Origin of the sequence: Thermus composti, from assembly GCF_014647535.1 — a bacterium.
Taxonomy (GTDB): Bacteria; Deinococcota; Deinococci; order Deinococcales; family Thermaceae; genus Thermus; species Thermus composti.
Map to the genome: position 1 here is coordinate 1 of NZ_BMPJ01000023.1, position 21,721 is coordinate 21,721.

General features: G+C 68.0%; 28 protein-coding genes and 1 tRNA gene. 9 read left to right on the forward strand and 20 right to left on the reverse strand.

The window, feature by feature from the left end:
• Positions 1 to 127: 127 nt before the first annotated feature.
• A complete protein-coding gene (locus IEX93_RS08860; RefSeq protein ID WP_188847852.1) occupies positions 128 to 1,015 on the reverse strand; it encodes a DUF4032 domain-containing protein in 888 nt (295 codons plus the stop codon).
• A 135-nt stretch (positions 1,016 to 1,150) separates the two neighbouring features.
• On the opposite strand from IEX93_RS08860, the gene IEX93_RS08865 reads away from it, so the two are divergent.
• Positions 1,151 to 1,237: transfer RNA gene (locus tag IEX93_RS08865), tRNA-Leu, on the forward strand.
• Between the two features lie 31 nt (positions 1,238 to 1,268).
• The gene (tsaE, locus tag IEX93_RS08870; RefSeq protein ID WP_188847853.1) at positions 1,269 to 1,709 is read left to right on the forward strand and encodes a tRNA (adenosine(37)-N6)-threonylcarbamoyltransferase complex ATPase subunit type 1 TsaE; all 441 of its coding nucleotides are present in this window, start codon (positions 1,269 to 1,271) and stop codon (positions 1,707 to 1,709) included.
• On the opposite strand, the gene IEX93_RS08875 is transcribed toward tsaE, so the two are convergent.
• Genes IEX93_RS08875 through IEX93_RS08885 form a run of 3 tightly spaced genes read right to left on the reverse strand, consistent with a single transcriptional unit; the run spans position 1,671 to position 3,420 of the window.
• Complete coding sequence (locus IEX93_RS08875) at positions 1,671 to 2,156, reverse strand: TlpA family protein disulfide reductase (RefSeq protein ID WP_188847854.1); 486 nt, start codon at positions 2,154 to 2,156, stop codon at positions 1,671 to 1,673. The two genes, tsaE and IEX93_RS08875, sit on opposite strands and share 39 nt — an antisense overlap.
• Positions 2,157 to 2,199: 43 nt before the next feature.
• Positions 2,200 to 2,700: a metal-binding protein gene (locus tag IEX93_RS08880; protein WP_188847855.1), complete on the reverse strand. Its 501-nt coding sequence runs from the start codon at positions 2,698 to 2,700 to the stop codon at positions 2,200 to 2,202.
• Between the two features lie 9 nt (positions 2,701 to 2,709).
• A complete protein-coding gene (locus IEX93_RS08885; protein ID WP_188847856.1) occupies positions 2,710 to 3,420 on the reverse strand; it encodes a type 1 glutamine amidotransferase family protein in 711 nt (236 codons plus the stop codon).
• A gap of 38 nt (positions 3,421 to 3,458) precedes the next feature.
• Here IEX93_RS08885 and IEX93_RS08890 point away from each other — a divergent pair, with 38 nt between their 5' ends.
• Both IEX93_RS08890 and IEX93_RS08895 read left to right on the forward strand, forming a co-directional pair.
• Entirely contained in the window at positions 3,459 to 4,064 is a 606-nt protein-coding gene (locus IEX93_RS08890) for a TetR/AcrR family transcriptional regulator (RefSeq protein WP_188847857.1), read from the forward strand.
• Complete coding sequence (locus IEX93_RS08895) at positions 4,061 to 4,555, forward strand: CarD family transcriptional regulator (RefSeq protein WP_188847858.1); 495 nt, start codon at positions 4,061 to 4,063, stop codon at positions 4,553 to 4,555. Before IEX93_RS08890 ends, IEX93_RS08895 begins: the two co-directional genes overlap by 4 nt.
• 65 nt (positions 4,556 to 4,620) lie before the next feature.
• On the opposite strand, the gene IEX93_RS08900 is transcribed toward IEX93_RS08895, so the two are convergent.
• The 3 genes from IEX93_RS08900 to ispD are packed head-to-tail and all read right to left on the reverse strand — an operon-like array spanning position 4,621 to position 6,633.
• Positions 4,621 to 5,172: a TenA family protein gene (locus tag IEX93_RS08900; RefSeq protein WP_371863170.1), complete on the reverse strand. Its 552-nt coding sequence runs from the start codon at positions 5,170 to 5,172 to the stop codon at positions 4,621 to 4,623.
• A gap of 4 nt (positions 5,173 to 5,176) precedes the next feature.
• On the reverse strand, positions 5,177 to 5,995 hold the full coding sequence (gene ispE / locus IEX93_RS08905) for a 4-(cytidine 5'-diphospho)-2-C-methyl-D-erythritol kinase (protein ID WP_188847860.1): 819 nt from the start codon (positions 5,993 to 5,995) through the stop codon (positions 5,177 to 5,179).
• Entirely contained in the window at positions 5,968 to 6,633 is a 666-nt protein-coding gene (gene ispD, locus IEX93_RS08910; protein ID WP_188847861.1) for a 2-C-methyl-D-erythritol 4-phosphate cytidylyltransferase, read from the reverse strand. Before ispD ends, ispE begins: the two co-directional genes overlap by 28 nt.
• 15 nt (positions 6,634 to 6,648) lie before the next feature.
• Here ispD and IEX93_RS08915 point away from each other — a divergent pair, with 15 nt between their 5' ends.
• Positions 6,649 to 7,425: an undecaprenyl-diphosphate phosphatase gene (locus IEX93_RS08915; protein ID WP_503827302.1), complete on the forward strand. Its 777-nt coding sequence runs from the start codon at positions 6,649 to 6,651 to the stop codon at positions 7,423 to 7,425.
• Here the strand turns inward: IEX93_RS08915 and IEX93_RS08920 are convergent.
• Entirely contained in the window at positions 7,417 to 8,478 is a 1,062-nt protein-coding gene (locus tag IEX93_RS08920) for an aminotransferase class V-fold PLP-dependent enzyme (RefSeq protein ID WP_188847863.1), read from the reverse strand. The genes IEX93_RS08915 and IEX93_RS08920 overlap by 9 nt on opposite strands.
• A gap of 146 nt (positions 8,479 to 8,624) precedes the next feature.
• On the opposite strand from IEX93_RS08920, the gene IEX93_RS08925 reads away from it, so the two are divergent.
• From IEX93_RS08925 to IEX93_RS08935, 3 genes are all read left to right on the forward strand, one after another.
• Positions 8,625 to 9,674, forward strand: a complete 1,050-nt coding sequence (locus IEX93_RS08925) for a J domain-containing protein (protein WP_188847864.1) — start codon at positions 8,625 to 8,627, stop codon at positions 9,672 to 9,674.
• Positions 9,675 to 9,787: 113 nt separating this feature from the next.
• Complete coding sequence (locus IEX93_RS08930) at positions 9,788 to 10,009, forward strand: cold-shock protein (protein ID WP_188847865.1); 222 nt, start codon at positions 9,788 to 9,790, stop codon at positions 10,007 to 10,009.
• 75 nt (positions 10,010 to 10,084) lie between these two features.
• Positions 10,085 to 10,558 carry a GNAT family N-acetyltransferase gene (locus IEX93_RS08935; protein ID WP_371863171.1) on the forward strand — a complete coding sequence of 158 codons (474 nt, stop codon included), beginning with the start codon at positions 10,085 to 10,087 and terminating at the stop codon, positions 10,556 to 10,558.
• Between the two features lie 47 nt (positions 10,559 to 10,605).
• Here IEX93_RS08935 and IEX93_RS08940 read toward each other — a convergent pair whose 3' ends face one another.
• The 3 genes from IEX93_RS08940 to IEX93_RS08950 all read right to left on the reverse strand — a co-directional run bounded on the left by IEX93_RS08940 (position 10,606) and on the right by IEX93_RS08950 (position 12,144).
• On the reverse strand, positions 10,606 to 10,845 hold the full coding sequence (locus IEX93_RS08940) for a ferredoxin (RefSeq protein WP_188847867.1): 240 nt from the start codon (positions 10,843 to 10,845) through the stop codon (positions 10,606 to 10,608).
• Positions 10,846 to 10,907: 62 nt separating this feature from the next.
• Positions 10,908 to 11,447, reverse strand: coding sequence for a CBS domain-containing protein (locus tag IEX93_RS08945; protein ID WP_188847868.1), 540 nt, complete (start codon positions 11,445 to 11,447; stop codon positions 10,908 to 10,910).
• Between the two features lie 4 nt (positions 11,448 to 11,451).
• Positions 11,452 to 12,144 carry an NTP transferase domain-containing protein gene (locus IEX93_RS08950; RefSeq protein ID WP_188847869.1) on the reverse strand — a complete coding sequence of 231 codons (693 nt, stop codon included), beginning with the start codon at positions 12,142 to 12,144 and terminating at the stop codon, positions 11,452 to 11,454.
• A 22-nt stretch (positions 12,145 to 12,166) separates the two neighbouring features.
• On the opposite strand from IEX93_RS08950, the gene IEX93_RS08955 reads away from it, so the two are divergent.
• Positions 12,167 to 12,805: a DUF1648 domain-containing protein gene (locus IEX93_RS08955; protein WP_188847870.1), complete on the forward strand. Its 639-nt coding sequence runs from the start codon at positions 12,167 to 12,169 to the stop codon at positions 12,803 to 12,805.
• A gap of 17 nt (positions 12,806 to 12,822) precedes the next feature.
• Here the strand turns inward: IEX93_RS08955 and IEX93_RS08960 are convergent, their stop codons facing one another.
• The 9 genes from IEX93_RS08960 to panC form a co-directional block, all read right to left on the reverse strand.
• Positions 12,823 to 14,223: a PEGA domain-containing protein gene (locus IEX93_RS08960; protein WP_188847871.1), complete on the reverse strand. Its 1,401-nt coding sequence runs from the start codon at positions 14,221 to 14,223 to the stop codon at positions 12,823 to 12,825.
• Positions 14,224 to 14,289: 66 nt separating this feature from the next.
• Positions 14,290 to 15,237, reverse strand: coding sequence for an acetyl-CoA carboxylase carboxyltransferase subunit alpha (locus tag IEX93_RS08965; RefSeq protein ID WP_188847872.1), 948 nt, complete (start codon positions 15,235 to 15,237; stop codon positions 14,290 to 14,292).
• Positions 15,221 to 16,078 carry an acetyl-CoA carboxylase, carboxyltransferase subunit beta gene (accD, locus tag IEX93_RS08970; RefSeq protein WP_188847873.1) on the reverse strand — a complete coding sequence of 286 codons (858 nt, stop codon included), beginning with the start codon at positions 16,076 to 16,078 and terminating at the stop codon, positions 15,221 to 15,223. Before accD ends, IEX93_RS08965 begins: the two co-directional genes overlap by 17 nt.
• The gene (locus IEX93_RS08975; RefSeq protein ID WP_188847874.1) at positions 16,069 to 16,440 is read right to left on the reverse strand and encodes a bactofilin family protein; all 372 of its coding nucleotides are present in this window, start codon (positions 16,438 to 16,440) and stop codon (positions 16,069 to 16,071) included. Before IEX93_RS08975 ends, accD begins: the two co-directional genes overlap by 10 nt.
• Before the next feature lie 10 nt (positions 16,441 to 16,450).
• Positions 16,451 to 17,341 carry a M23 family metallopeptidase gene (locus IEX93_RS08980; protein ID WP_188847875.1) on the reverse strand — a complete coding sequence of 297 codons (891 nt, stop codon included), beginning with the start codon at positions 17,339 to 17,341 and terminating at the stop codon, positions 16,451 to 16,453.
• 19 nt (positions 17,342 to 17,360) lie between these two features.
• A complete protein-coding gene (locus IEX93_RS08985) occupies positions 17,361 to 18,635 on the reverse strand; it encodes a thymidine phosphorylase (RefSeq protein ID WP_188847876.1) in 1,275 nt (424 codons plus the stop codon).
• Positions 18,636 to 18,810: 175 nt separating this feature from the next.
• Positions 18,811 to 19,728 (reverse strand): class II fructose-1,6-bisphosphate aldolase, encoded by a 918-nt coding sequence (fba, locus tag IEX93_RS08990; RefSeq protein WP_188847877.1) that lies wholly within the window; start codon positions 19,726 to 19,728, stop codon positions 18,811 to 18,813.
• A gap of 47 nt (positions 19,729 to 19,775) precedes the next feature.
• Positions 19,776 to 20,879 carry a type IV pilus twitching motility protein PilT gene (locus tag IEX93_RS08995; RefSeq protein ID WP_188847878.1) on the reverse strand — a complete coding sequence of 368 codons (1,104 nt, stop codon included), beginning with the start codon at positions 20,877 to 20,879 and terminating at the stop codon, positions 19,776 to 19,778.
• Positions 20,876 to 21,706, reverse strand: coding sequence for a pantoate--beta-alanine ligase (gene panC, locus IEX93_RS09000; protein WP_188847879.1), 831 nt, complete (start codon positions 21,704 to 21,706; stop codon positions 20,876 to 20,878). Before panC ends, IEX93_RS08995 begins: the two co-directional genes overlap by 4 nt.
• Positions 21,707 to 21,721: the final 15 nt, after the last annotated feature.

Here is a 21,721-nt window from a genome sequence, read left to right on the forward strand (position 1 = left end):
TTACCCAAGCCCCCTTCTTTATTGGCGTGTCAATGGATATGCGGGTGAATATCCGAAAGGGGGGCTTAAAAAACAAGTTGTAGAGGGTAAGGTTCGCGCTTCTTGGTCCTAGGACACCCAGAACCGTTTAAGACAAAAGCCATCTTTTCAGGACCCCACCCCACCGTTTCCACCAGGGCCCAAAGCGAAGCTCGTAGCTTCGGGCCGCCTCCTCGGGGCCCAGGTCCACGCCCAGCTCCTTAGCCAGGAAGTAGCGGTGGTCCATGATCCAGAGGTAGAGGTCCGCCTCGGTGCGGCCGGGGAAGTCCTTAAGAAGCCCTAGGCGCCGGATGGCCTCCACCGTGGGCCGGTAGAGGTTCTGGTACCAGTCCACCACCGCCTCCTCCCAAGGGACCTCCCGGCCCTCCTCCAGGCCCTTGAAGTAGCGGCGGGTGGCGATGTGGTCCAGAAGGAGGTCGTAGCGGCCCAAGGCGGTGAAGCGGATCTCCTCGGCCTCGGGGAGAAGCTCCTTAAGGCGGGTCTTCTCCAGGAAGTGGGCGTACTCGGCCTTGAGGATGAGGTCTTTCAGGGTGTCCCCGGGCTTTACGGGCACGGGGACCTCGAGGGCGATGACGTAGGCGTCTATGTAGCGCTGCCCCGTGGCCTTGGCCAAGGCCACCCGGTGATTCCCGTCCTTGACGAAGTAGGCCTCCCCCACCTGGTAGACCTCTATGGGGGGGAACTCCATCCCGGAAAGCTGCAGGGCGCGAAGGCGCTTCCAGCGCTCCAGGGTGTGGGGGGTCTTGGGGAGGAAGCGGTGGTCAAAGTCCTCGTAGCGGTCCACCGAGCCCACCACCTTGTCCACCTCAATGGTCCTCAAGCCCAGGTGGCGCTCCCCCTTGGGCCTCAGCGCCAGGGCCTGGTGGAAAGGAAGGAGGGTGTTGGGCTCCCCCTTCAGGCGGTGAAGGAGCTCGTGCAGCTTTGCCCGGCGCTCCAGGCGCTCGGCCTCGGTTTCCACCTGCCAATGGGTCCGCATGGAACCGCTACCACCCCCTTCTTCCAGGGTAGCCCCTCCAGGTCAGGGAAATGTGAAAGAACGCTCAAGCCGCGGGGGAAGCTTGACAAGGAAGGGGCTTTTGCTAAACTAAAGCTTGCGCGTGAGGCGCGCCCTGCCGGGATGGTGGAACTGGTAGACACGCCATCTTGAGGGGGTGGTGCCCGCAAGGGCGTGCGGGTTCAAGTCCCGCTCCCGGCACCAAAGAAGGCCCCTCGGGGGCCTTTTGCTCATTATGGGAAGGCTTCTTCTTACCCGGACCCTCCTTAGCCTCGAGGACACCCGCGCCCTGGCCCAAGAGGTCCTCCCCCTCCTCCCAGAGGAAGGGGTCCTGGTCCTGGAGGGCCCCTTGGGGGCGGGCAAGACCACCTTCGTGCGCTTTTTGGCGGAGGCCTTGGGCTTCACGGGGCGGGTCACGAGCCCCACCTACACCCTCCTCCACACCTACCCCACGCCCCAAGGTCCCCTGGTCCACGCCGACCTCTACCGTTTAAAGGACCTCGAGGCCTTCCTGCCCCAGCTTTGGGCCGCCCGGGAAGGGGCCCGGCTGGTGGCAGTGGAATGGGGAAACCCGGAGGTCCTGGAAGCGGACCACCTCCTCCGCCTCATCCCCTTGGGGGAAGGCCGCCAGGCGGAGCTATGGGAGCTCTGCCCCGGCCAGGAGGAGGGCGTCTAGCAAGGCCTCCCGCCCGGCCCGGCCAGCGAAAAGGGCCACCACCTTTCCTTCCCCATCCACCACGAAGGTCCAGGGCTGGCCCAGGACCTTGAAGCGGTTGGCCACCTCGTGGGGCTTGTCCTTTTCCGAGGCCAGGAGGGGAATAAAGCGGGGGTAAGCCTTCATGTAGCTAAGGACCGCCTCCTTGGTGTCCTTGGGCTCGCGGCTGATCACGTAAAAAGGGACCCCCGTCTCCTCGGCCACCCGATGAAGGCCGGGAAACTCCGCCCGGCACACGGGGCACCAGCTGGCCCAGAAGACGATGACCGCTGGTTTTCTCATCGTCTCGGGGGTTACCTCCGCCCCCTTGGGGTCTAGGAGGACGAAGGGGGGAAGCTTCTCCCCAGGCTGCACCGCCCAAACCCAGGACCAAAGGGCCAGAAGGACACCCAAAAGGCTTTTCCCCATAAGCCCATGGTACGGAAATCCTCTTCCCTGAAAAGGGCCTGGCTCACCGAGGACGCTTAAGGCGTTTGAGGTCGTGGTCGGGCCAGATTCCGTCCGCCGCCAGGTGGAGCCACTGGGAAAGGTAGTACCCCAAAAGGGCAGCCCAAACCACCTCCTTGGACCAGACCCAGGGCCCAAGCCGCCACGTCACGCCTAGAAAGGCCAAGACCTCCCGCGCGCCCAGGTAGAGGAGGTAGAGGAGGCCCGCCAGGTACCCAAGCCGGGTCAAGGGCCCGAGAACCCAGGTGTGGGAAAGGCCCCGGTGCCGGAAAAGCCGACCGTAGGGGCGCCACAAAACCCCCAAAACTCCCCAGCGTCCCACGGCCCTCACCCCCCTTTCCGCCAGATCCAGGTCCGGGGTGAGGAAGAAGGTGCCCGCCAGGTAAGCCAAGGCGAAGGCCAGGGCCCTAGGGTCCTCGGGGGAACCCCCGGCCCCCATGTAGGCCAAGGCCACCCCTCCCAGGGCCGCCAGGTTCAGGGCCTCGTGCGTGCGCCCCGAAGGCATGGGGCCATTTTAAAGGGGCAAGGGAAAACGTTCTCCGGCGGAAAGCACGTCCACCTTAAGGCCCCTGACCCCCCGCCCCGTGAACTGGGCCCCCCCGGCGTCCACCAGGGTCACGCCCCCGGCCCAGACCTCCCCGAGGCCCCGAAGAAGCCGGAGGGCGGTGTTCTCCAAAAGGCCCAGGCCCACTAGGTCCGGGTTGTCGGCCACCAGGCGGGAAAGGGCGAGGAAACGCCCCCTCTCCTCCACCCGGGGAAGGAGGGCAAGCCCCCTAAGGAGGGCAAGCCCAAAGGCCGCCCGCACCTCCCCCTCAAAGGAGAAGAAGGCGGCCTCGCCCAGAAGCCCCGCCGCCTCCCCGAGGGCCACCACCCCGCCCCCCTGGCGCTCCACCTCCAGGAGGGCCTTTAGGACCAGGCTACCCCGGATCAGGTCCAGGAAGTCGGGAAGTCCCTCGGCGGCCAGGAGCACCAAGGGGCTTTGCGCCACCTGCCCCGCCAAAAGGGGGTCAAAGGCCTCCTCCCGTCGCTTTAGGTAGATCACCCGGCCCCGCTTAAGCCCCAGGTCGCGGTAGACCAGGCGCCACGCCTCCGCCAAGTCGCGCAGGGCGAAGGGAACGAGGAAAAGGGCCTCGCCCTTGGCCTCTTCCAAAAGCCTCGCCTCCACCCCCCGGAGGGCGCCCCGCAAAGGGTCTGCGGTGAGCAACGCCACGTAACCTTGCCGCATGGTTGCCCTCCTTTGCCCCTTAGGGTAGCGCTTTCCTCATGAAAGGAAAAGGGGGTCATGGTAAAGTGAGGTTCGTGGCCGCGACACCCTCCCCCCCGGGGGAAAGCGTCAGGGACAAGAAGAGGGCGATCCTCGAGGCCACCTTGGCGGTCCTCCGGGAGAGGGGGCTTTCCGGGCTCAAGATGGAGGAGGTGGCCCGGCGGGCCGAGGTGGGCAAGGGCACCATCTACCTTTACTTCCGCGACAAGCGGGACCTGCTCAAGGCCTTGGTGGAGGAGCGCACCTGGGCCTTTTACCGCCAGGTGGAGGCCGAGGTGCGCCGCAAGGCGCCTTTTTTTGAGAGGCTAGAAAGGATCCTCGCCCTCCGCCTGGACTGGGTGAGCGAGTGGCGGGGGCTCTGGGCCGCCGTGGCCCGGGAGGCGGAGAAGGACCCCACGCCCTGGCTCCAGGGCCTCCACCAGCACTACCTGGCCCTCCTCGAGGAGCTGGTCCAAAGCGGCAAGGAGGAGGGGGCCGTGCGCCAGGACCTCCCCTCCCGGGCCACCGCCGCGGTGATCGCGGCCCTGGGGTGCACCCCCCAGCTGGAGGTGGAAGCCTACTTGGAGCACCTGCTTGGGGTGCTCCGGAAAGGAGTCGCACCGTGAAAGAGTTCCGTCCGGGAGACAAGGTGGTCCTGCCCCCTTACGGGGTCGGCGTGGTGGCGGGCATCGCCCAGCGCAACGTGAGCGGGGTGAGCCGGGCCTACTACCAGGTGGACTTCCCCGGCTCCCGCTCCAAGGCCTATGTCCCGGTGGAAGCGCCGCAAAGCGTAGGCTTGCGCAAGGCCCTATCCCCCGAGGAGATCCCGGCCATCTTGGACCTGTTGAAGAACGGGCGGATGCCCCTCCCCAAACAGTGGGCCGCCCGGCACCGCAAGACCAGCGAGATCCTGGCGGACGGAAACCCCTACCGCATCGCCCAGATGGCGGGGCAGCTTCGGGCCTGGGAGCTGGAGCGGGGGCTTCCCGACCTGGACCGCCAGGCCCTAAGGCGGGCCATCTACCTCCTGGCGGAGGAGGTGGCCCAGTCCCTGGAGATCACCGTCCAGGAGGCCAAGCGCCTCTTTGAGGAGGCCTGGGGCGAGGAGCTGAACTGAGCCTTGGGGGCGGGTTTCCCTACCCTCGCTCAGCCCCTCCCGGTGCGAACCGGGAGGGGCGAGGTCTAAAGAAGGAGGCTCCAGGTCTTGACCTCCATCTCCAGAATACGCTCCAGGTAGCGGGCGAGGCGGGCCCGGTCCAGGAGGGGAAGCTGCCCCTGGGCCAGGACCTCGAGGTCGTAAAGCACCGCCTGGAACTCCGGGGCCATCCAGTGCTGGGAAAGCTCCTCCCAAGGGCCTTCTTCTGGGACGTGGGCGCTCCAGGCCTCCAGGAAGAAGCGGTTAAGGAAGTAGAGGAAAACCAAGCGGTAGGGGTAAGGCAGGGTCCCCATTTCCTGGAGGAGGGCGATGTACTCCTGGCGCACGGGGTGGACGGGGGCCTTGGGGTCCACCCCCTGGGCCAAAAGCCAGTCCAGCTCCTCCACCGTGGCCAAGAGGATCTGGACCAAGGGAAAGCGGTGGGCTTGAGGGGCCTCCTGGAGAAGGCCCACCTGGTAGCGGTAGAGGGCCTCCACGAAGGGATAGTCCTGCTCCAACCAAAAGCGAAAGCGCCCGGGGTCAAAGCGGATGGGAAGCCCCTTCAGGACCTCCCAGGCCTGGGGGCAGCAAGCCAACACCTCCTCAAGGGGTCGCACCCTCACCTCCGATGCGGCCGTAGCGGGCGTAGCCGGAAAGGGCCAGGGCTTTGGCGGTCCTTTGGGCGTGGGCCTCGTCCTCGGCGAAGCCGAAAAAGGCGCTCCCCGAGCCGGACATGAGGACGCCCCGTAGCCCCAAGGCCCTTAGGCGGGCCTTCACCTCCTTGAGCTCAGGGTAAAGGCGGAAGGCGGGCCCCTCGAGGCTATTCCAGTAAGGGGGCTCCTCCCCCCGCCGGAGGGCCTCGAGGATGGCCTCCACGGGAAGCTCGGGGGCGTAGTCGTGGGGCTTGGCCTCGGCGTAGACCCGGGGGGTGGGCAGGCGCACCCCCGGGGCGTAGACCACCACCCACAAGGGGGGAAGGGCCAGGGGCCTTAGGCGCTCCCCGATCCCCCGGGCCTCCGCCGCGCCCCCCAGGAGGAAGAAGGGCACATCGGCCCCCAAGGCCAGGGCTAGGGAGAAGAGGTCCACCTCCGCCGGGTAAAGGGCCCGCAGGGCCAAAAGGACCTGGGCGGCGTCGGAGCTTCCCCCGCCCAGGCCCGCCCCCTCGGGCAAGGCCTTCTCCAGGACGATCCTCACCCCCCCGGGCCAGCCTGCCGCCTCCAGGTACAAAGCCGCCGCCCGGTAGGCCAGGTTCTGCTTGCCGTACCGCCCCCGGAACTCAATCCCCTGGGGCAAGGGTTCCAGGAAAAGGCGATCCCCAAAGGAAAGGGCGGCGAAAAGGGTGTGGAGCTCGTGGTAGCCGTCGGGGCGCCGCCCCAGAAGGGAAAGCCCCAGGTTCACCTTTCCCGGTGCCAAGCGTTCCATGTCCGGGCCAACGCCTCCGCCAAGGGGAGGTCCTCGGGATAAGTGATCTTGAAGGCCGTCCGCTCCCCCTCCACCAGGGCCACGGGGTAACCCAAGGCCCGCACCAGCTGGGCGTCGTCCGTGGCGGAAAGCCCCCGCTTTTTGGCGTAGGCGTGGGCCTCCCGCAAAAGGGCAGTGAAGAAGCCCTGGGGGGTCTGGACCAGGCGAAGGGCCTCCCGGGGCACCACCTCCCCATAGGCCCCCTCCTCGGGCCGGACCAGGGTGTCGGGGACGGGCAAGACGGGCACCGCCGCCCCCGTGGCCCGCGCGGCCTTAAGCACCCGGTCCACCAGGGCCCGGCTCACGAAGGGGCGGGCCACGTCGTGCACCAGGACCAAAGGGAGGCTCGCCGCCTCCAGAAGCCGGGCCACGGACTCCTGGCGGGTGGCCCCCCCGGGGAGGAAGGTGGCGCGAAGCCCCTTAGGAGGGGGAAAACCCGGGGGAAGGGCCACCAGGACCTCCGCCGCCTCCTGGAAGGCCTCGAGGACCCACTCCAAAAGGGTCCGCCCCCCCACCTCGAGGAAGGCCTTGGGGCCAAGGCCCAGGCGCTCGCCCTGGCCAGCGGCGGGGATGAGGACGGAGACCTCCACCAAGGGCATGGTACCATGGGCCCCATGGAGCTTTGGGAAGCCCTTCTCTTGGGCGTGGTGGAGGGGCTCACGGAGTTTCTGCCCGTCTCCTCCACCGGCCACCTCACCCTCCTCTTCCACCTCCTGGGCCTCCCCGTGGAGGAGGACCCCTTTTTGAAGACCTTCCTCATCGCCATCCAGCTTGGGGCCATTTTGGCCATCCTCCTCCTCTACGCCCGGCGCTTCCTGGTGGACCGGAGGCTTTGGCTTTACGTGGGGGTGGCCTTCGTGCCCACGGGGGCCATGGGGTTTCTCCTTTACCCTTGGATCAAGGGGGAGGTCCTGGGAAACGATCGGGTGGTGGTCTTTTTCCTCTTCTTCGTGGGGCTTCTCCTCCTTTGGGCCGACCGGCTCGCCCAAAGGGCCCGCTACCGGGACGTCCTGGAGCTTTCCCTTTTGCAGGCCGCCCTCATCGGGGTCTTCCAGGGGCTTGCCGCCCTCTTCCCCGGCACCAGCCGGAGCGGGGCCACCATCCTGGGGGGGCTCCTTTTGGGGCTTAGCCGCAAGGGGGCGGCGGAGTTCAGCTTCCTCCTCGCCCTCCCCACCATGCTCATCGCCGTGGGCTACGACCTCCTAAAAAGCGCCCCCCAGGTGCCGGAAGGGGGGTGGGGCCTTTTGGCCCTGGGGTTTTTGGCGGCCCTCTTGACCGCCCTTCTCACCGTTCGGGGGATGCTCCTCTTGGTGGAGCGGGTGGGCTTCACCCCCTTCGCCCTCTACCGCATGGCCCTGGCCCTGGTCTACGGCTACTTCTTCCTACGTTAGGGCCAAGACCCGGTCCAGGGCCTGAAGGAAGAGCTGGTAGCGCTCCCTGCGGGCCGCCTCCCCCATGAGGCCGAGCCTCAGCACCTGCCCCCGGGTGGGGCCGATCCCCCCGGCCACCGCCACCCCCTGGGCGTAGAGCCCCTTCACCAGCCGGTCCGCCTCCACCCCCTCGGGCGGCCGCACCACCAGGACCGTGGGCAGGGGGCTCGCCTTGGGGTAGGGGCGGAAACCCCGCGCCTTTAGCTCCTCCAAGAGCCAGGCGTAGGTCTCCTTAGCCCGGCGCTCCCGGGCCTCTATGCCCTCCTCCAAGGCTAGGTCTAAGGCCTCGAGGAGGGCGTAATGGAGGAGGACGGGAGTGGTGTGGTGGTACCCGCCCCGCTCCCAGTGCTCCGCCACCCGCTCAAAGTCCACGTACCAGCCCCGCTTTCCCGTAAAGGCCTTGCGGGCCTCGGCGGAAAGGGCGATGGGGGCAAGGCCGGGCGGGGCGGAAAGGCACTTCTGGCTTCCCGTGAAGGCGTAGGCCACCCCCATGGCCCGCATGGAAAAGGGGAGCATCCCCAGGGTGGTGACCGCATCCAGGTAAAAAAGGACCCCGGCCTCCCGGGCCAGGGCCCCCACCGCCTCCGCCGGGTTCAGGACCCCGGTGGAGGTCTCCCCGTGGACCATGGCCACAAGGCGGTACCGCTTCCCCTTGAGGGCCCGGGCCACGGCCTCGGGGTCCACGGGCTCCCCCGGGGGAAAGGCCAGGACCTCGGGCTCCAGGCCCAAAAGGGCGGCCATCTCGGCGATGCGTTGGGAAAAGGCCCCGTTGACCAGGACCAGGACCGGCCCTCGGTCCAGGTTGGCCAGGCCCGCCTCCATGGCCAAGCTTCCCGAGCCGGCCAGGGCCGCAAGAAGCGCCCCCTCGCCGGGGTCAAAGAGCCGGAAAAGCCTTTCCTTAATGGCCTGGTTCACCCGGAGCACCTCGGGGTCCAGGTGGCCCCGCATGGGCCGCAAGAGGGCCTCCTGCACGCGGGGAGGGATGGGGGTGGGTCCTGGGGTCAGAAGCTCCATGGCGTCCTCCCTAAAAGCCGAGGCCCCCGCGGGCAAGCCCGGGGGGGCCCTTCCCGAAGGAAGGGGCCCCCTACCGGGTAGCTCGCAGGAGCCTCATTGCCCGGCACTTTAGCAAAGGCCCCCCCTCCTTGTAAAGTGCTAAGTGGATGAAGGACTACTACGCCATCCTGGGGGTGGACCGGAACGCCACCCAGGAGGAGATCAAGCGCGCCTACCGGAGGCTTGCCCTCAAATACCACCCCGACAAGAACCCCGGGGACAAGGAGGCAGAGGAACGCTTCAAGGAGATCAACGAGGCCTACGCCGTCCTCTCCGACCCCAAGAAGCGGGCCCAGTACGACCAGGGGATCCTGGCCGCCCCTGAGTTCCAGGCCGAGGACCTCTTTGACCTTTTCGCCCAGGTTTTCGGCTTCCGCTCCCCCCGGGCCGCCCCCAGGGGGGAGGACCTGGAGGCCGAGGTGGAGGTGGAGCTCCAAGACCTCCTCCACGGGGCGGAAAAGGAGGTGGTCTACGCCCGCCTCGTCCCCTGCGAGGCCTGCGGGGGAGAGGGGGGCAAGCGGGTGGTCTGCCCCACCTGCCACGGCCAAGGGGTGGTGGAAAGCTACCGGCAGGGGTTTTTCGGCACCTTCCTCACCCGCTCCGCCTGCCCCCACTGCAAGGGCCAAGGAAGCCTCCTCGCCGAGGCCTGCCCCACCTGCCGGGGCCGGGGGCGGGTGGCCCGGGAAACCCGCCTGAGCGTGCGCATCCCTCCAGGGGTGGACGAGGGCCAGGTGCTCCGGGTCCCCGGCTACGGCAACCTGGCCCCCGGGGGGCCAGGGGACCTTTACGTGCGGATCCGCGTCCGGCCCCACCCCCACCTGGAGCGGCAGGGGGCGGATCTGGTCTACCGCCTTTCCATCGGCCTGGCCCAGGCCGCCCTGGGGGCCAGGGTGGAGGTCCCGGGGCTTTCCGGGCCCATCCCCTTGGACCTCCCCCCGGGGACCCAGCCCGGGGAGGTCTTTGAGCTCCCCGGGGAGGGGCTTCCCTACCCGGGGGGCCGGGGCAGGGGGGCGCTTAGGGTGGTGGTGGAGCTATCCGTCCCCAAGAAGCTTTCCCCCAAGGCGCAAAAGCTCCTGAGGGCCTACGCCGAGGAGGTGGGGGAGGCGGTGGCTCCCGAGGGGTTTTGGGATAAGCTAAAGGGCCTCTTCCGCAAGTAGCCCCTTTGTGGTAAAGTGAGGCATTCCGGGTCGCTTTAGGGTGGCCCCTCGGGTCTAAAGCAGCCCCTCAAGCCCCGGATACGGGCCCAAGGGCCCGGAAGAGAAGGAGCAGTATGCAGAAGGGTCGGGTCAAGTGGTTCAACGCGGAGAAGGGCTACGGCTTCATTGAGCGGGAGGGGGACACGGACGTCTTCGTCCACTACACCGCCATCAACGCCAGGGGGTTCCGCACCCTGAACGAGGGGGACATCGTCACCTTTGACGTGGAGCCCGGCAAGAACGGCAAGGGCCCCCAGGCGGTGAACGTCACCGTGGTGGAGCCGGCCCGCAGGTAAAAGGGCCCCTTTGCCGCCCCAGGGAAACCCTGGGGCGGCTTTTCATCACCCCTTTCTCAGAAAGGACCGGGTAGCATAGGGGGGATGCGCACCCTGAACCTGGTCTTCCGCCCGGTGCTGCTCCAAGACGCTCCTTTGCTCCACGAGCTTTACCTGGCCTGCCCGGGTTATTTCACCCTCATCGGTATGGAACCGCCCGGCCTCGAGGACGTGGTCCGGGACCTGGTCACCCTCCAGAATGATCCCCGCCGACGGGCTTTTTTGATCCTCGAGGAGGACGAGGTGGTGGGCTATGTGGACTACAAGCTCCACTACCCCGAGGCCCAAGACGCCACCCTAAGCCTCCTCCTCATCCGGGAGGACCGCCAGGGTCAGGGCCTGGGGCGGCGGGCCCTGGCCCACCTGATGGGCCACCTGGCGGGGGCCGAGCGGCTCTACGCCGTGGTCTACGGCAACAACCCCCGGGCCAAGGCCTTCTTCCAGGGCCAGGGCTTCCGCCACGTCAAAGACGGTGGCCCCGCCCTGAGCTGGTACGTGCGGGAGCTTTAAGCGCCCCGCCCCAGTCCGGGGACGGGGTGGCCTCCTTGGGCCTAGGCTCACTCCAGGCCCGCTAGCTTCCGGTTCTTTTCAATGTAGTGCCGCCACTGCTCGGGCACGTCCTCCTCGGGGTAGATGGCGTTCACCGGGCAGGCGGGAACACAGGCCCCGCAATCAATGCACTCCTCGGGGTGGATGTAGAACTGGTCCCCCCCGTCGTAGATGCACTCCACGGGGCAAACCTCCACGCAGGACTGGTCCTTGACACCGATGCAGGGTTCGCAGATCACGTGCGGCATTCCTTCACCTCCCGAGCCTCCGCTCCCCCCTATTTTAGGGCAAATCCCCTCCTGTCAAGCCCCTAGATCCCCAGGTGGCGGAAAAAGGCCTCCCGAGGAATGGCCCCCACCACCTCCTCCCCCCGGACCACGAGGACCAGGGGCTGGCGGAGGAAAAGGGGGTAGAGCTCGCTCGCCGCCACCTCCGCCTCCACGCTGGGCACCTCCTCCAGGGGCAGGATATGGTCGGCGAGCCCCAGCACCCCTACGGGCCTCCCCTCCTGCTCCAAAAGGACCACCCCCCGGCCCTCGTAGGCCTCCAAAGAGGCCACCCGGGAGAGGGGCCGGGCCAGGCGCCGGGCCGGGGTGGGGGCGATCAGCCCCGCGGTGAGGAGGGTCAGGCAGGGCACCCGCACCGCCCGGCTGGCCACGGCCAGGGCGAAGGAAAAGACCAAAAGAAAGACGAGCCCCTCCAAAAGCCCGTAAAGGTTAAGCCCTTTCCAACCAAGCCGCCCCTCCCCCCCTAGGAGAACGTGGACGAGGAGGGAGAAGAGAAGCCCCAGGACCAAGGCGGCCAGGTAGGCGAAGAGCCCGGCCAGGCGCAGCTCCTTCACCGTGCGCATGGGTCTAGCTTACCAGCTCCTCTTCCCGGTCCACGTCCACCCCCACCTCGGGGTAGGGGGTGATGAGGGCTTTGGCCTCCACGCCCAGGATCCGGCCCGCCCGGGCCTCCACCTCTCCCAAGGAGAGCCTTCCCAAGAGGAGCTTGAAGAGGACGTCCCACCCCACGAGCCGGGCCAGGGCCAGGGGGCGCTTGCGCAGGGCCACCACCCGCCGGGCTAGAGGCAGTGCCTGGAAGAAGAGGGCCTTGTCCAAAAGGAGGAGGTTCCCCCCGGTGAAGGTGCCCTCCTTTAGCCGGGCGTAGGTGCGCCGGGTCTTGGGGAAGCGGGCCTCCACCGCCTCCTTGGGCACGATGGGGTAGACCAAGGCGGCCTTGGGGGCCTTTTCCAGGACGAAGCGCACCGCCTCCGGGGTGAGGTGAGGGATGTCGGCGGTGGCCACCAGGACGCGGCCCTCCACGTGGGCCAAGGCGGCCTCGAGGTTGTCCAGAAGGCTTCCCCGGTCCGGGAGGACCAGGCGGGGCGAGGGGGAAAGCCCCTGGGCCTCCCCCACGTAGACCACGGAAAGCCCCGCCCCCGCCAGGGCCTCCATCACCCACGCCGCCAAAGGCCTTCCCCGGTAAGGCACCAGGGCCTTGCTCCGCACCCCGTACTTCTCGGCCCAGGGCTCTGCACCGCCCGCCAGGACAATCGCCTCCACCCCTCCATGCTACCCTCAGACCATGGCCCGTTGGCTCGCCCCTTTAGGCCTAGGCCTCACCTGGGCCCTGACCCTCTGGGTCTACCCGAGGCTGCCCGAGAAGATCCCCGCCCACTGGAACGCCCTCGGGGAGGTGGACCGGTACGGGAGCCGCCTCGAGGTCTTCCTCCTCCCCCTCGTCCTCACCTTCCTCTACCCCCTCCTGGCCCTCGCCCCCCGCTTGGACCCCAAGCTCAGGGGGGAAGCCCCCAGGGCCTGGCCTTGGCTTGAGGCTGGGGTGGTCTGGACCCTGGCCTTCCTCCAAGGGATCTTCCTCTACGCCACCTGGCGGGAGGTCCAGGGTAGGCCCTTCCCCCTGGGGCAGGCCTTTCTGCTAGGGGTGGGGCTTTGCTTCCTGGCCCTCGGCCTCCTCCTGCCCCGGCTTTCCCCCAACTACCTGGCGGGGGTCCGCACCCCCTGGACCCTGGAAAGCCCCGAGGTCTGGCGCAAAACGCACCGGCGGGCGGGCCTCGTCTTCGCCCTCTTGGGGCTTTTGGCCTGGGCCGCCGCCTTTTTGGGGGCGTGGGGGGTCTGGCTTTGGCTTTTGGGCCTCGTCCTGGGAAGCCTTTACCTGGTGGTCTTCTCCTACCTGGCCTGGCGCAAGGAAAGCCCCGGCCCGTAGGGCCGGGGCCTTGTGCCCTAAAGGGGGCTTAGGGTGAGCCGGAGGACCTGGTTTCCGCTCAGCCGCACGGTCTGGACCAGGGTGCGGTAGCCCTTGGCCACCAGGGTGAGCTCGTGCTCCCCCAAGGGGGCCTCGAGGCGCAGGTACCCCCCGCGGGCCACGCCCACCTCCTCCCCGTCCAGGAAGACCCGGGCCTCCACGTTGAGGTAGAGCTCCAAGACCGCCCGCACCGGGACGAGCTCCACAAAGAGGCGGAGGCTCTCCCTGGGGCGCACCTCCACCTGGGCCCGGTACTCGGCGTAGCCCGGGGCCAAAAGCCGCAGCTCGTGGCGGCCCGCCTCCACCTCCTCCCTAAGGGGCGTGCGGCCCAGGAAGCGGCCGTCCAGGTAGACCTCCGCCCCCTGGGGCCTCGAGTCCAGCTGGAGGGTGCCCCGGCGGGGCAGGGGGACCAGGCGGGCGCTCACCCGGACCGTCTCCCCGGAGGGGACCCGGACCTCCGCCCGGTAGGGCTCATAGCCCTCGAGGCGGAGTTCAAGCCGGTACCGCCCCTCGGGCAGGCGCAGGGAAAGGGGTGTCCTGCCCCGCAGGGCCCCGTCCACGTAGACCTCCGCCCCCGGGGGCGTGGAAGCCACGCTCAGGGTCCCCTGGCGGGGCTCGGGCACCAGCTGGGCGTAGACCTGCACCCGTTCCCCGGGCCTCGGGTTCACCGTGACCCGGTAGGGCTGGTAGCCGGCAAGCCTGAGCTCCACCTCGTGCCGCCCCGGGTTCACCCCCAGGGTCAAGGGGGTGCGCCCCTGGAGGCGGCCGTCCAGGTAGACCTCCGCCCCTTGGGGCCTCGAGTTCACGTTCAAGGTGGCGGTGGCCGGAGGGGGGGCGGGGAGGCGGCCCACGTAGTAGCGGGCCACGTCCGTCACCCAGTCCCTATCGGGGAGGGGCTCAACCACGATAGAAAGGGCCCGGGCAAGCCCCTCGGCCCCCCTCACCCGCACCTCCCCCCGCTCCACGTCCAGGATCTCCCCCAAGGAGAGGGGCCTCCGGCTCGCCACCGCCAGGACCCGGTCCTCCCCCTCGGGGCCGGTGATGGTGTAGCGGTACCGGGCCCCTTCCGGGGGGAAGCGGCGGGTCTCCCCCGCCCTTAGGAAGTTATCCCGCTCGTAAGGGTTAGGCAGGATGGGGTCAATCTTCCCGTCGGCGTTGATGTTGAAAAGGTAAACGTAGGCGTCCTGGTTGACGTTCACGTAGATGTAAATGGGCTCGCCGATGCGGTAGAGGGCATCCCCCCGCTTCCCCGGGTCCTTGTCCACCCAGACCCGCACCTTGAGGTCCGTGGGCACCGGGTTGACGATGATCCCTTGGGGACTAATCTGTTGGGCTAAAGCCGTCCCCAGGCCTAAGAGCATCCAAAGGAGCTTCCGCATACCTCACCTCCGCCCCCAGGCTAAAGCCTTCCTGTGAAAACCCTGAGGGAAAAAGGCCAAGGCCCCTTAATCCTGGTAAACCCCAAGGGCCCGGAAGCGGCGGTAGCGGTCCTGGTAGAGGGCCTCCGGGGAAAGGCCCTTAAGCTCCTCCAGGGTCTTGAGAAGGGCTTCCTTGATGTTTTGGATGGCCCTTTCCGGGTCCTTGTGGGCCCCGCCCTCGGGCTCGGGGATGATGGCGTCCACCACCTTGAACCGGAGAAGGTCCTGGGCGGTGAGCTTCAGGGCCTCGGCCGCCTTGGGGGCCTCCTTGGCGTCCCGCCAGAGGATGGCGGCGCAGGACTCGGGGCTGATCACCGAGTACCAGGCGTTTTCCAGGATGAGGACCCGGTTGGCCACCCCGATGGCCAAGGCCCCCCCGCTTCCCCCCTCCCCCAGGATCACGGCGACGGCGGGCACCCTGAGGCGGCCCATCCGCTGGATGCTCTGGGCGATGACCCAGGCCTGGCCCCGCTCCTCGGCAGAAACCCCCGGGTAGGCCCCCGGGGTGTCAATGAAGCTCAAAAAGGGGTAGCCGAAGCGGTCCGCCAGGTCCATGAGGCGCATGGCCTTGCGGTAGCCCTCGGGGTGGGGCATACCGAAGTTTCGCTGGAGGTTTTCCTTGGTGTCCCGGCCCTTCTGGTGGCCCACCACCACCACCTTCTGGCCCTCTAGATAGGCGAGCCCCCCCACGATGGCGGGGTCGTCGGCGAAGGCCCGGTCCCCGTGGAGCTCCAAAAAGTCCTGGAAGGCCTTCTCCAAGACGTCCAAGGTGGTGGGCCGCCCGGGGGCGCGGGCCAGCTGGACCCGCTGCCAGGGGGTGAGGTTCCCGTAGATCTCCCGCTTGAGCCGGGCGAGGCGCTCCTCCAGGAGGCGGATCTCCGCCTCGAGGTCCACCCCCGTGGTGCGGGCGGTCTCCTTGAGCTCTTGGATGCGCTTTTCCAGCTCCAGGATGGGCTTTTCAAACTCCAGGGGCATAGGGGACTCCCGGGTGCAGGTGGCGGAGGGCCCGGACCACCTCCCCCTTCAGGCGGCGGCGGTCCGTGACCCGGTCCACCATGCCGTGCTTCAAGAGGAACTCCGCGCGCTGGAACCCCTCGGGAAGCTCCTGGCGGATGGTCTGGCGGATGACCCGGGGCCCGGCGAAGCCGATGAGGGCCCCGGGCTCGGCGAAGATCACGTCCGCCAGGGCGGCGAAGCTGGCGGTGACCCCCCCGGTGGTGGGGTCGGTGAGGATGGAGACATAGGGGAGGCGCTTTTGCCAGAGGAGGTCCAGGCTCATCACCGTCTTGGCCATCTGCATGAGGGAGAGGGCCGCCTCCTGCATCCTCGCCCCCCCTGAGGCGGCCACGATGACGAGGGCCCTCCCCTCCTCCGCCGCCTTTTCCACCCCCCGGGCGATCTCCTCCCCCACCACGCTCCCCATGGACCCCCCGGCGAAGGCGTAGTCCATGACCAAAAGGACCGCGGGCACCCCGCCGATCTGGCAGGTTCCCCCCAGGATGGCGTCCTTGCGGCCCGTCTCCTTCTGGTAGGCCTGGAGGCGCTCGGCGTAGGGCTTGGTGTCCACGAAGCCCAAGGGGTCCAAGGGGGCGAGGCGGGTGGTCTCCTGGAAGGTACCGGGGTCGGCCAGGGACTCCACCCGCTCCCAGACGGGCATGCGGTGGTGGTGCCCGCACTTGGGGCAGACGTAGAGGTTTTCCTTAAACTCCTTCTTGTAAAGCTGGGCCCCGCAGGCCTCGCACTTGGTCCAAAGCTCGGGGATGTCCCGGTTTTCCCCGCTGGGCCGCTTTCTGCGGAAAAGGCGCTCTAAGGCCATTGGTCCTCCTTGGGGGCCTCAAGGGCCTTATGCTCCCCGGTTAGGCTTTGGCCGATAAAGACCGCTCCCGCCTCCACGTCCAAGGCCTGGGCGCGGATGGAACCCGTGACCCGGGCGGTCTTGGAGAGGGCGACCTTGCCCGCCACCAGGTCGGCCTTCACCTCCCCGTGGACCTGGACCGCCTGGGCCTCTATGCGCTCCCCTTCCACCCGGCCCGTGGGCCCCACCTCCAGCTCTCCCTCCACGTACACCGAGCCCCGGACCACGCCGTCAATGCGCACCTGGCCCTTGGCCTTCAGGTCGCCCAGGACCTCGGTCTCCGGGCCCAGGTAGGTGAGGGTGGCTTGCCTCCTTCCCAGCATCCGCCCCATTCTACCGGCGGGCCTCCAGGTAGGGCCTGGGGTCCACCGCTACCCCGTGGCGGTAGACGCTGTAGTGAAGGTGGGGGCCGGTGGAGCGGCCCGTGGAGCCCACGTAGCCCAAAAGCTGCCCCCGCTCCACCCTTTGCCCAGGGCGGACGGCGATGCGGGAGAGGTGGCCGTAGAGGGTCTCGTACCCCTCGGCGTGGTCCAAAAGCACCGCCAGGCCGTAGGCCCCCATCCAGCCCGCCTGGACCACCACCCCGCTTCCCGTGGCGTGGACGGGGGCGCCGTAGGGAGCCGAGAAGTCCAGGCCATCGTGGAACTCCACCCCGGGGCCAAAGGGGTTTTCCCGCATCCCAAAATAGGAGGTTACCCCCTCGTACGCCCGCAAGGGAAACCCCAAGGGGAGGCTTCTTTCCACCTCGAGGGTGCGCTCCAGGGCCGGGGCGATCTCGGAAAGCTGGTTTCTAAGGTCCAGGAGGGTGGCCTGGACCTCCGCCCACCCCTCCAAGGCCCCGCCCCCCTGCCCCCCCTCTTGGTAGCGCACGGGTAGGGCGTTCAAGGGGGAAAGCCCCGCCCGGCGGCGGAGCTCGTCCATGGCCTTCTTTAGGGCTTCCAGCTCCTTCTTAGCCCGCTCGGCCTCTTGGGAGAGAACCCCGTTTTGGGTGCGCTCCGCCTCCAGGGCCAGGGAAAGCCGCCTGGCCTCCTGGGAGAGGGCGCGGATCCTGGCCTCCAGGGCCCTAACCTCCCTGGCCCTGTACCAAAGGTAGGCGTTGACCCCGCTCCAGAGGAGCAAAAACCCCGAAAGGGCCAGAACCGCCCAGCCGGGAAGGCTTAGGGCCCGACTTCCCCCACCGCTTCGGGCGAGGAGGAGGGTGTACCGGGTAGGCCGCCTTTTCACCAGGGCGAGTATACCAACCCTACCCCACCCGGTCCAGGACCAGGGGGGCCGGGCTTGCCGTCTCCCCCAGGACGAAAGCCTCTTTGAGGTGGGCCAGGGCCTCTTCCAAACCCCGCCCCCGGTGGTAAAGGAGGGCCAGGGCCTCTCCCCGTTCCACCCGGTCCCCGGGCTTCTTCAGGAGGTAGACCCCCACCCCGTGGTCAATGGCCTCCCCCTTCCGCTTCCGCCCCCCGCCCAAGGCGAGGACGGCAAGGCCCACTTGGTAAGCGTCCACCTCCCGCACCACCCCCGCCCCCTCGGCGAGGAGGGGAACCTCCTCCGCCAAGGGGAGAAGGGCGAAGTCCTCAACCACACGAGGGTTCCCTCCCTGGGCCTCCACAAAGGCCCGGAACTTCTCCAAGGCGGCCCCGCTTTCTAAGGCCTTCCGGGCGAGGGCGGGGTCAAGCCCCTCAAGCTTCAAGGCCTCTTCCGCCAGGGCTAGGGCTACCTCCAGGAGGTCCTCAGGGCCTTGGCCCTTGAGGGTCAGGATGGCCTCCCGCACCTCTATGGCGTTCCCCACCGCCCGGCCCAAGGGGGCTTCCATGGAGGTGAGGAGGGCCCTCACCCGCCTTCCCGCCCCCCGGCCGATCCCCACCATGGTCTCCGCCAGGTGCCGGGCCTCCTCCAGGGTCTTCATGAAGGCCCCCCGGCCCACCTTCACGTCCAAGACGATGCTCCGCGCCCCGGCGGCGAGCTTTTTACTCATGATGGAGCTAGCGATCAAAGGCACGCTCTCCACCGTGGCGGTCACGTCGCGGAGGGCGTAAAGCTTCCCGTCCAGGGGGGCGAGGTCCGGGCTTTGGGCGGCGATGACCAGGCCCACCTGCCGGGCCCTTTCCATAAACTCCGCTTCGGTCATCTCCCCTCGCCAGCCCGGCACCGACTCCAGCTTGTCTATGGTCCCCCCGGTGTGGGCCAGACCCCGGCCCGACATCTTGGCGAAGGTGCACCCGCTTGCAGCGAGGATCGGCCCCACCACCAGGCTCACCTTGTCCCCCACCCCCCCCGAGGAGTGCTTGTCCACGGGGTGGGGAAGGCCGGAGAGGTCCAGCACCTTCCCCGAGTAGGCCATGGTCTCGGTGAGCCAGAGGGTCTCCTCGGCGTCCAGGCCCCGGAGGAAGGCCGCCATGAGCCAGGCGGCCACCTGGTAGTCCGGCACCTCGTCCCGCAGATAGCCGAGGAGGAAGGCCTTTAGGTCCTCCTGGCGGTGCTTATGCCCGTCCCGTTTTTCCCGGATGAAGCGCACGGGGTTCATGGGCCCATGCTACGCCAAGGCGGGGGTCTACACGGAGCACCGCATCCTCCTCCCCGGGGCGCGGGTCCCTTGGGAGGGCTAGCGGCCGCACCGGTGGTTTCGCAACATGGGGTGAAATGAGGCCTAGGAAGTCCCTTTGGGGGCCCCCACCGTGGCTTTCGCTACGGTGGGGTACTTAAGCCTTCCCCACGGAGCCGAAAAGCTCCATGCGGCTTTTCACCACTTCCTTCACCGCCTCCCGGGCGGGGCCTAGGTACTTCCTGGGGTCAAACTCCTTGGGGTTTTTCCCAAGGGTCTCCCGCACCAAGGCGGTGAAGGCCAGGCGCAGGTCGGTGTCGGTGTTGATCTTGGCGATGCCCAAGGCGATGGCCTTCTTGATGTCCTCGGGGTGGATCCCCGAGGCCTCCCCGATCTCGCCCCCTGCGGCCCGGAAGCGCTCCACCAGCGCCTGGGGCACGGCGCTTGCCCCGTGGAGGACCAGAGGCGCCGGCACCAGGGCGGCGATGCGCTCCAGACGGGGGTGGTCAATGAAGGGGCGGCCCTTCCCCTTGTAGGCCCCGTGGCTGGTGCCGATGGCCACCGCCAGGTAGTCGGCCCCCGTGCGCTCCATGAAGATCCTGGCCTCCTCGGGGTTGGTGAGGAGGGCATCCTTCTCGTCCACGGCCACGTGCTCCTCAATCCCCGCAAGCCGCCCAAGCTCCGCCTCCACCGTGACCCCCACCGCGTGGGCCGCCTCCACCACCCGCTTGGTCTCCCGGACGTTGGTCTCAAAGTCCTCGTGGGACTTGTCAATCATGACGCTGGTGAAGCCCTCCCTGAGGGCTTTAAGGACGCTTTCATAGCTGGAGCCGTGGTCCAGGTGCACGGCCACGGGCACCCGGGCCTCCTGGGCCAGGGCCACCACCATGCGGGTGAGGGCCCGGCCCCCGTACTTCATGGCCCCTTCGGAAAGGGCCAGGATCACGGGGCTTTTCATCTCCTCGGCGGCCTCGAGGATAGCCTGGGTGAACTCCATGTTGTTGGTGTTGAAAGCCCCCACCCCGTAACCCTCGGCCCGCGCCTTTTTGAGAATCTCTAGACCGGTAACCAGCATAAACCCCTCCGCCCGGGATTATACCCCTCGTGGAAGCATGGAAAGGCTCAGTAGGCCTGCCCCGTGGCCTTGGTGAGGAGGAGCCTAAACTCGTGGGGGCTGGTGGCGGCGGAAAGGGCGTCCTCCAAGGAGATGAGCCCCTCGGTGTAAAGCTCCACCAGGTGCTGGTCAAAGGTGCGCATCCCGTGGAGGGAGCCCTCCATCATGGCCTCCTTGATCTGGGGGGTCTTCTCCTCGTCCTTGATGAGCTCCCGCACGTAGGGCGTGGCGATGAGGACCTCCAGGGCCAGAACCCGCCCCTGCCCGTCCGCCCGGGGGAGGAGGCGCTGGGAGAGGATGCCAAGCAGGGACTCGGCGAGGAGAATCCGCACCTGCTGGTGCTCGTGGAGGGGGAAGAACTCAATGATGCGGTTGATGGTGCGCCAAGCGTCCAGGGTGTGGAGGGTGGAGAGGACCAGGTGCCCGGTTTGGGCGGCCATGAGGGCGGCCTCCACCGTCTCCTTGTCCCGCATCTCCCCCACCATGATCACGTCGGGGTCCTGGCGGAGGGCGTACTTGAGGCCGGAGTAAAAGCTGTCCGTGTCCAGCCCCACCTCCCGCTGCACCACCAGGCTCTTCTTGTGCTTGTGCAAAAACTCTATGGGGTCCTCAATGGTGATGATGTTCTTGGCGTAGTGGAGGTTGATGTGGTCTATGAGGGCGGCCAGGGTGGTGCTCTTGCCGCTTCCCGTAGGACCCGTCACCAGGATGAGCCCCCGCTCCCTGGCGGCGAGGTTTTCCATCACCTCCCGGGGAAGGCCTAGCGCCTCAAAGCTCGGGATCACCTCGGAGACCACCCGCATCACCAGGCCAAAGCTTCCCCGCTGCTTAAGGAGGTTACAGCGGAAGCGGGCCACCCCGGGGATGGTGTAGGCGAAGTCCATCTCCTTGCGGTACTCCAGCTCCTCCTGCTGCTCCGGGGTGAGGAGGGCCCGCACGATGGCCTCGGTGTCCTTGGGGGTTAAGGGGCGGTTGCCGAAGGGCCTAAGCTTCCCGTCCACCCGGACGGTGGGCGGGGCCCCCGCCTGCAGGTGGATGTCGGAGGCCCGGGCCTGGACCATGGCCTTGAGCATCTCCAAAAGGCTTTGCTTGGAGCCCTGGGCTTCGCTCACGGGTACACCTCCAGGTTGTCAATGAGGCGGACCTCCGGGAACCGGCCGGCCACAAGCCCCCTTGCCCCCTTGACCCAGTCGGAGAGGGGAAGCAGGGTCTCGGGGTGGACGATGGCCAGGTAGTCCTTGCGGAACTCGGGCACCTCCGCCAAAACCCCCTCGCCCGCCCGCAAGGCCTGGGCCACGCTCCCCCCCGCCAAGGCCACCTCCCGCATGGCGGAAAGGGCCCGGAAGAGGACGGGGGCCTTCTTGCGGGTCTCGGGGGAAAGGTAGACGTTGCGGCTGGAAAGGGCGAGGCCGTCTTCCTCCCGCACCGTGGGCACCCCCACCACCTCCACGGGAAAGCCCAGGTCCCGCGCCATCCGGCGGATGACCAGAAGTTGCTGGTAGTCCTTCTCCCCGAAGTAAGCCCTTTGGGGCTGGACCAAGAGGAAAAGCCGCGCCACCACCGTGGCCACCCCCTGGAAGTGGCCAGGGCGCGCCTCTCCCTCCCAAAGGGCGGTGAGGGGACCCTCCACCTGGACCCGGCTTGCGAAGCCTTTGGGGTACATCTCCTCCACGCTTGGGGCGAAGAGGAGGTCCACCCCCGCCTCTTCCAGGAGGGCCTGGTCCCGCTTGAGGTCCCGGGGGTAGCGGTGGTAGTCCTCCCCGGGGCCAAACTGCAAGGGATTGACGAAGATGGAGACCACCACGAAGGGGTTCTCCTTGCGGGCCCGCTCCACCAAGGCCAGATGCCCCCGGTGGAGGTAGCCCATGGTGGGCACGAAGCCCACCCCCTCCCGGGGAAGGGCCTCCCGGAGCTCGGCCACCGTGCTCACGGTTCTCACGAAGCCCAGTATACT

Excerpts from the sequence above, each read along its gene's own strand:
- IEX93_RS08860 (WP_188847852.1), bottom strand. The coding sequence starts at position 1,015 with ATGCGGACCCATTGGCAGGTGGAAACCGAGGCCGAGCGCCTGGAGCGC.
- tsaE (WP_188847853.1), top strand. The coding sequence starts at position 1,269 with ATGGGAAGGCTTCTTCTTACCCGGACCCTCCTTAGCCTCGAGGACACC.
- IEX93_RS08875 (WP_188847854.1), bottom strand. The coding sequence starts at position 2,156 with ATGGGGAAAAGCCTTTTGGGTGTCCTTCTGGCCCTTTGGTCCTGGGTT.
- IEX93_RS08880 (WP_188847855.1), bottom strand. The coding sequence starts at position 2,700 with ATGCCTTCGGGGCGCACGCACGAGGCCCTGAACCTGGCGGCCCTGGGA.
- IEX93_RS08885 (WP_188847856.1), bottom strand. The coding sequence starts at position 3,420 with ATGCGGCAAGGTTACGTGGCGTTGCTCACCGCAGACCCTTTGCGGGGC.
- IEX93_RS08890 (WP_188847857.1), top strand. The coding sequence starts at position 3,459 with ATGAAAGGAAAAGGGGGTCATGGTAAAGTGAGGTTCGTGGCCGCGACA.
- ispE (WP_188847860.1), bottom strand. The coding sequence starts at position 5,995 with ATGGAACGCTTGGCACCGGGAAAGGTGAACCTGGGGCTTTCCCTTCTG.
- ispD (WP_188847861.1), bottom strand. The coding sequence starts at position 6,633 with ATGCCCTTGGTGGAGGTCTCCGTCCTCATCCCCGCCGCTGGCCAGGGC.
- IEX93_RS08915 (WP_503827302.1), top strand. The coding sequence starts at position 6,649 with ATGGAGCTTTGGGAAGCCCTTCTCTTGGGCGTGGTGGAGGGGCTCACG.
- IEX93_RS08920 (WP_188847863.1), bottom strand. The coding sequence starts at position 8,478 with ATGGAGCTTCTGACCCCAGGACCCACCCCCATCCCTCCCCGCGTGCAG.
- IEX93_RS08925 (WP_188847864.1), top strand. The coding sequence starts at position 8,625 with ATGAAGGACTACTACGCCATCCTGGGGGTGGACCGGAACGCCACCCAG.
- IEX93_RS08930 (WP_188847865.1), top strand. The coding sequence starts at position 9,788 with ATGCAGAAGGGTCGGGTCAAGTGGTTCAACGCGGAGAAGGGCTACGGC.
- IEX93_RS08940 (WP_188847867.1), bottom strand. The coding sequence starts at position 10,845 with ATGCCGCACGTGATCTGCGAACCCTGCATCGGTGTCAAGGACCAGTCC.
- IEX93_RS08945 (WP_188847868.1), bottom strand. The coding sequence starts at position 11,447 with ATGCGCACGGTGAAGGAGCTGCGCCTGGCCGGGCTCTTCGCCTACCTG.
- IEX93_RS08955 (WP_188847870.1), top strand. The coding sequence starts at position 12,167 with ATGGCCCGTTGGCTCGCCCCTTTAGGCCTAGGCCTCACCTGGGCCCTG.
- IEX93_RS08960 (WP_188847871.1), bottom strand. The coding sequence starts at position 14,223 with ATGCGGAAGCTCCTTTGGATGCTCTTAGGCCTGGGGACGGCTTTAGCC.
- IEX93_RS08965 (WP_188847872.1), bottom strand. The coding sequence starts at position 15,237 with ATGCCCCTGGAGTTTGAAAAGCCCATCCTGGAGCTGGAAAAGCGCATC.
- accD (WP_188847873.1), bottom strand. The coding sequence starts at position 16,078 with ATGGCCTTAGAGCGCCTTTTCCGCAGAAAGCGGCCCAGCGGGGAAAAC.
- IEX93_RS08975 (WP_188847874.1), bottom strand. The coding sequence starts at position 16,440 with ATGCTGGGAAGGAGGCAAGCCACCCTCACCTACCTGGGCCCGGAGACC.
- IEX93_RS08985 (WP_188847876.1), bottom strand. The coding sequence starts at position 18,635 with ATGAACCCCGTGCGCTTCATCCGGGAAAAACGGGACGGGCATAAGCAC.
- fba (WP_188847877.1), bottom strand. The coding sequence starts at position 19,728 with ATGCTGGTTACCGGTCTAGAGATTCTCAAAAAGGCGCGGGCCGAGGGT.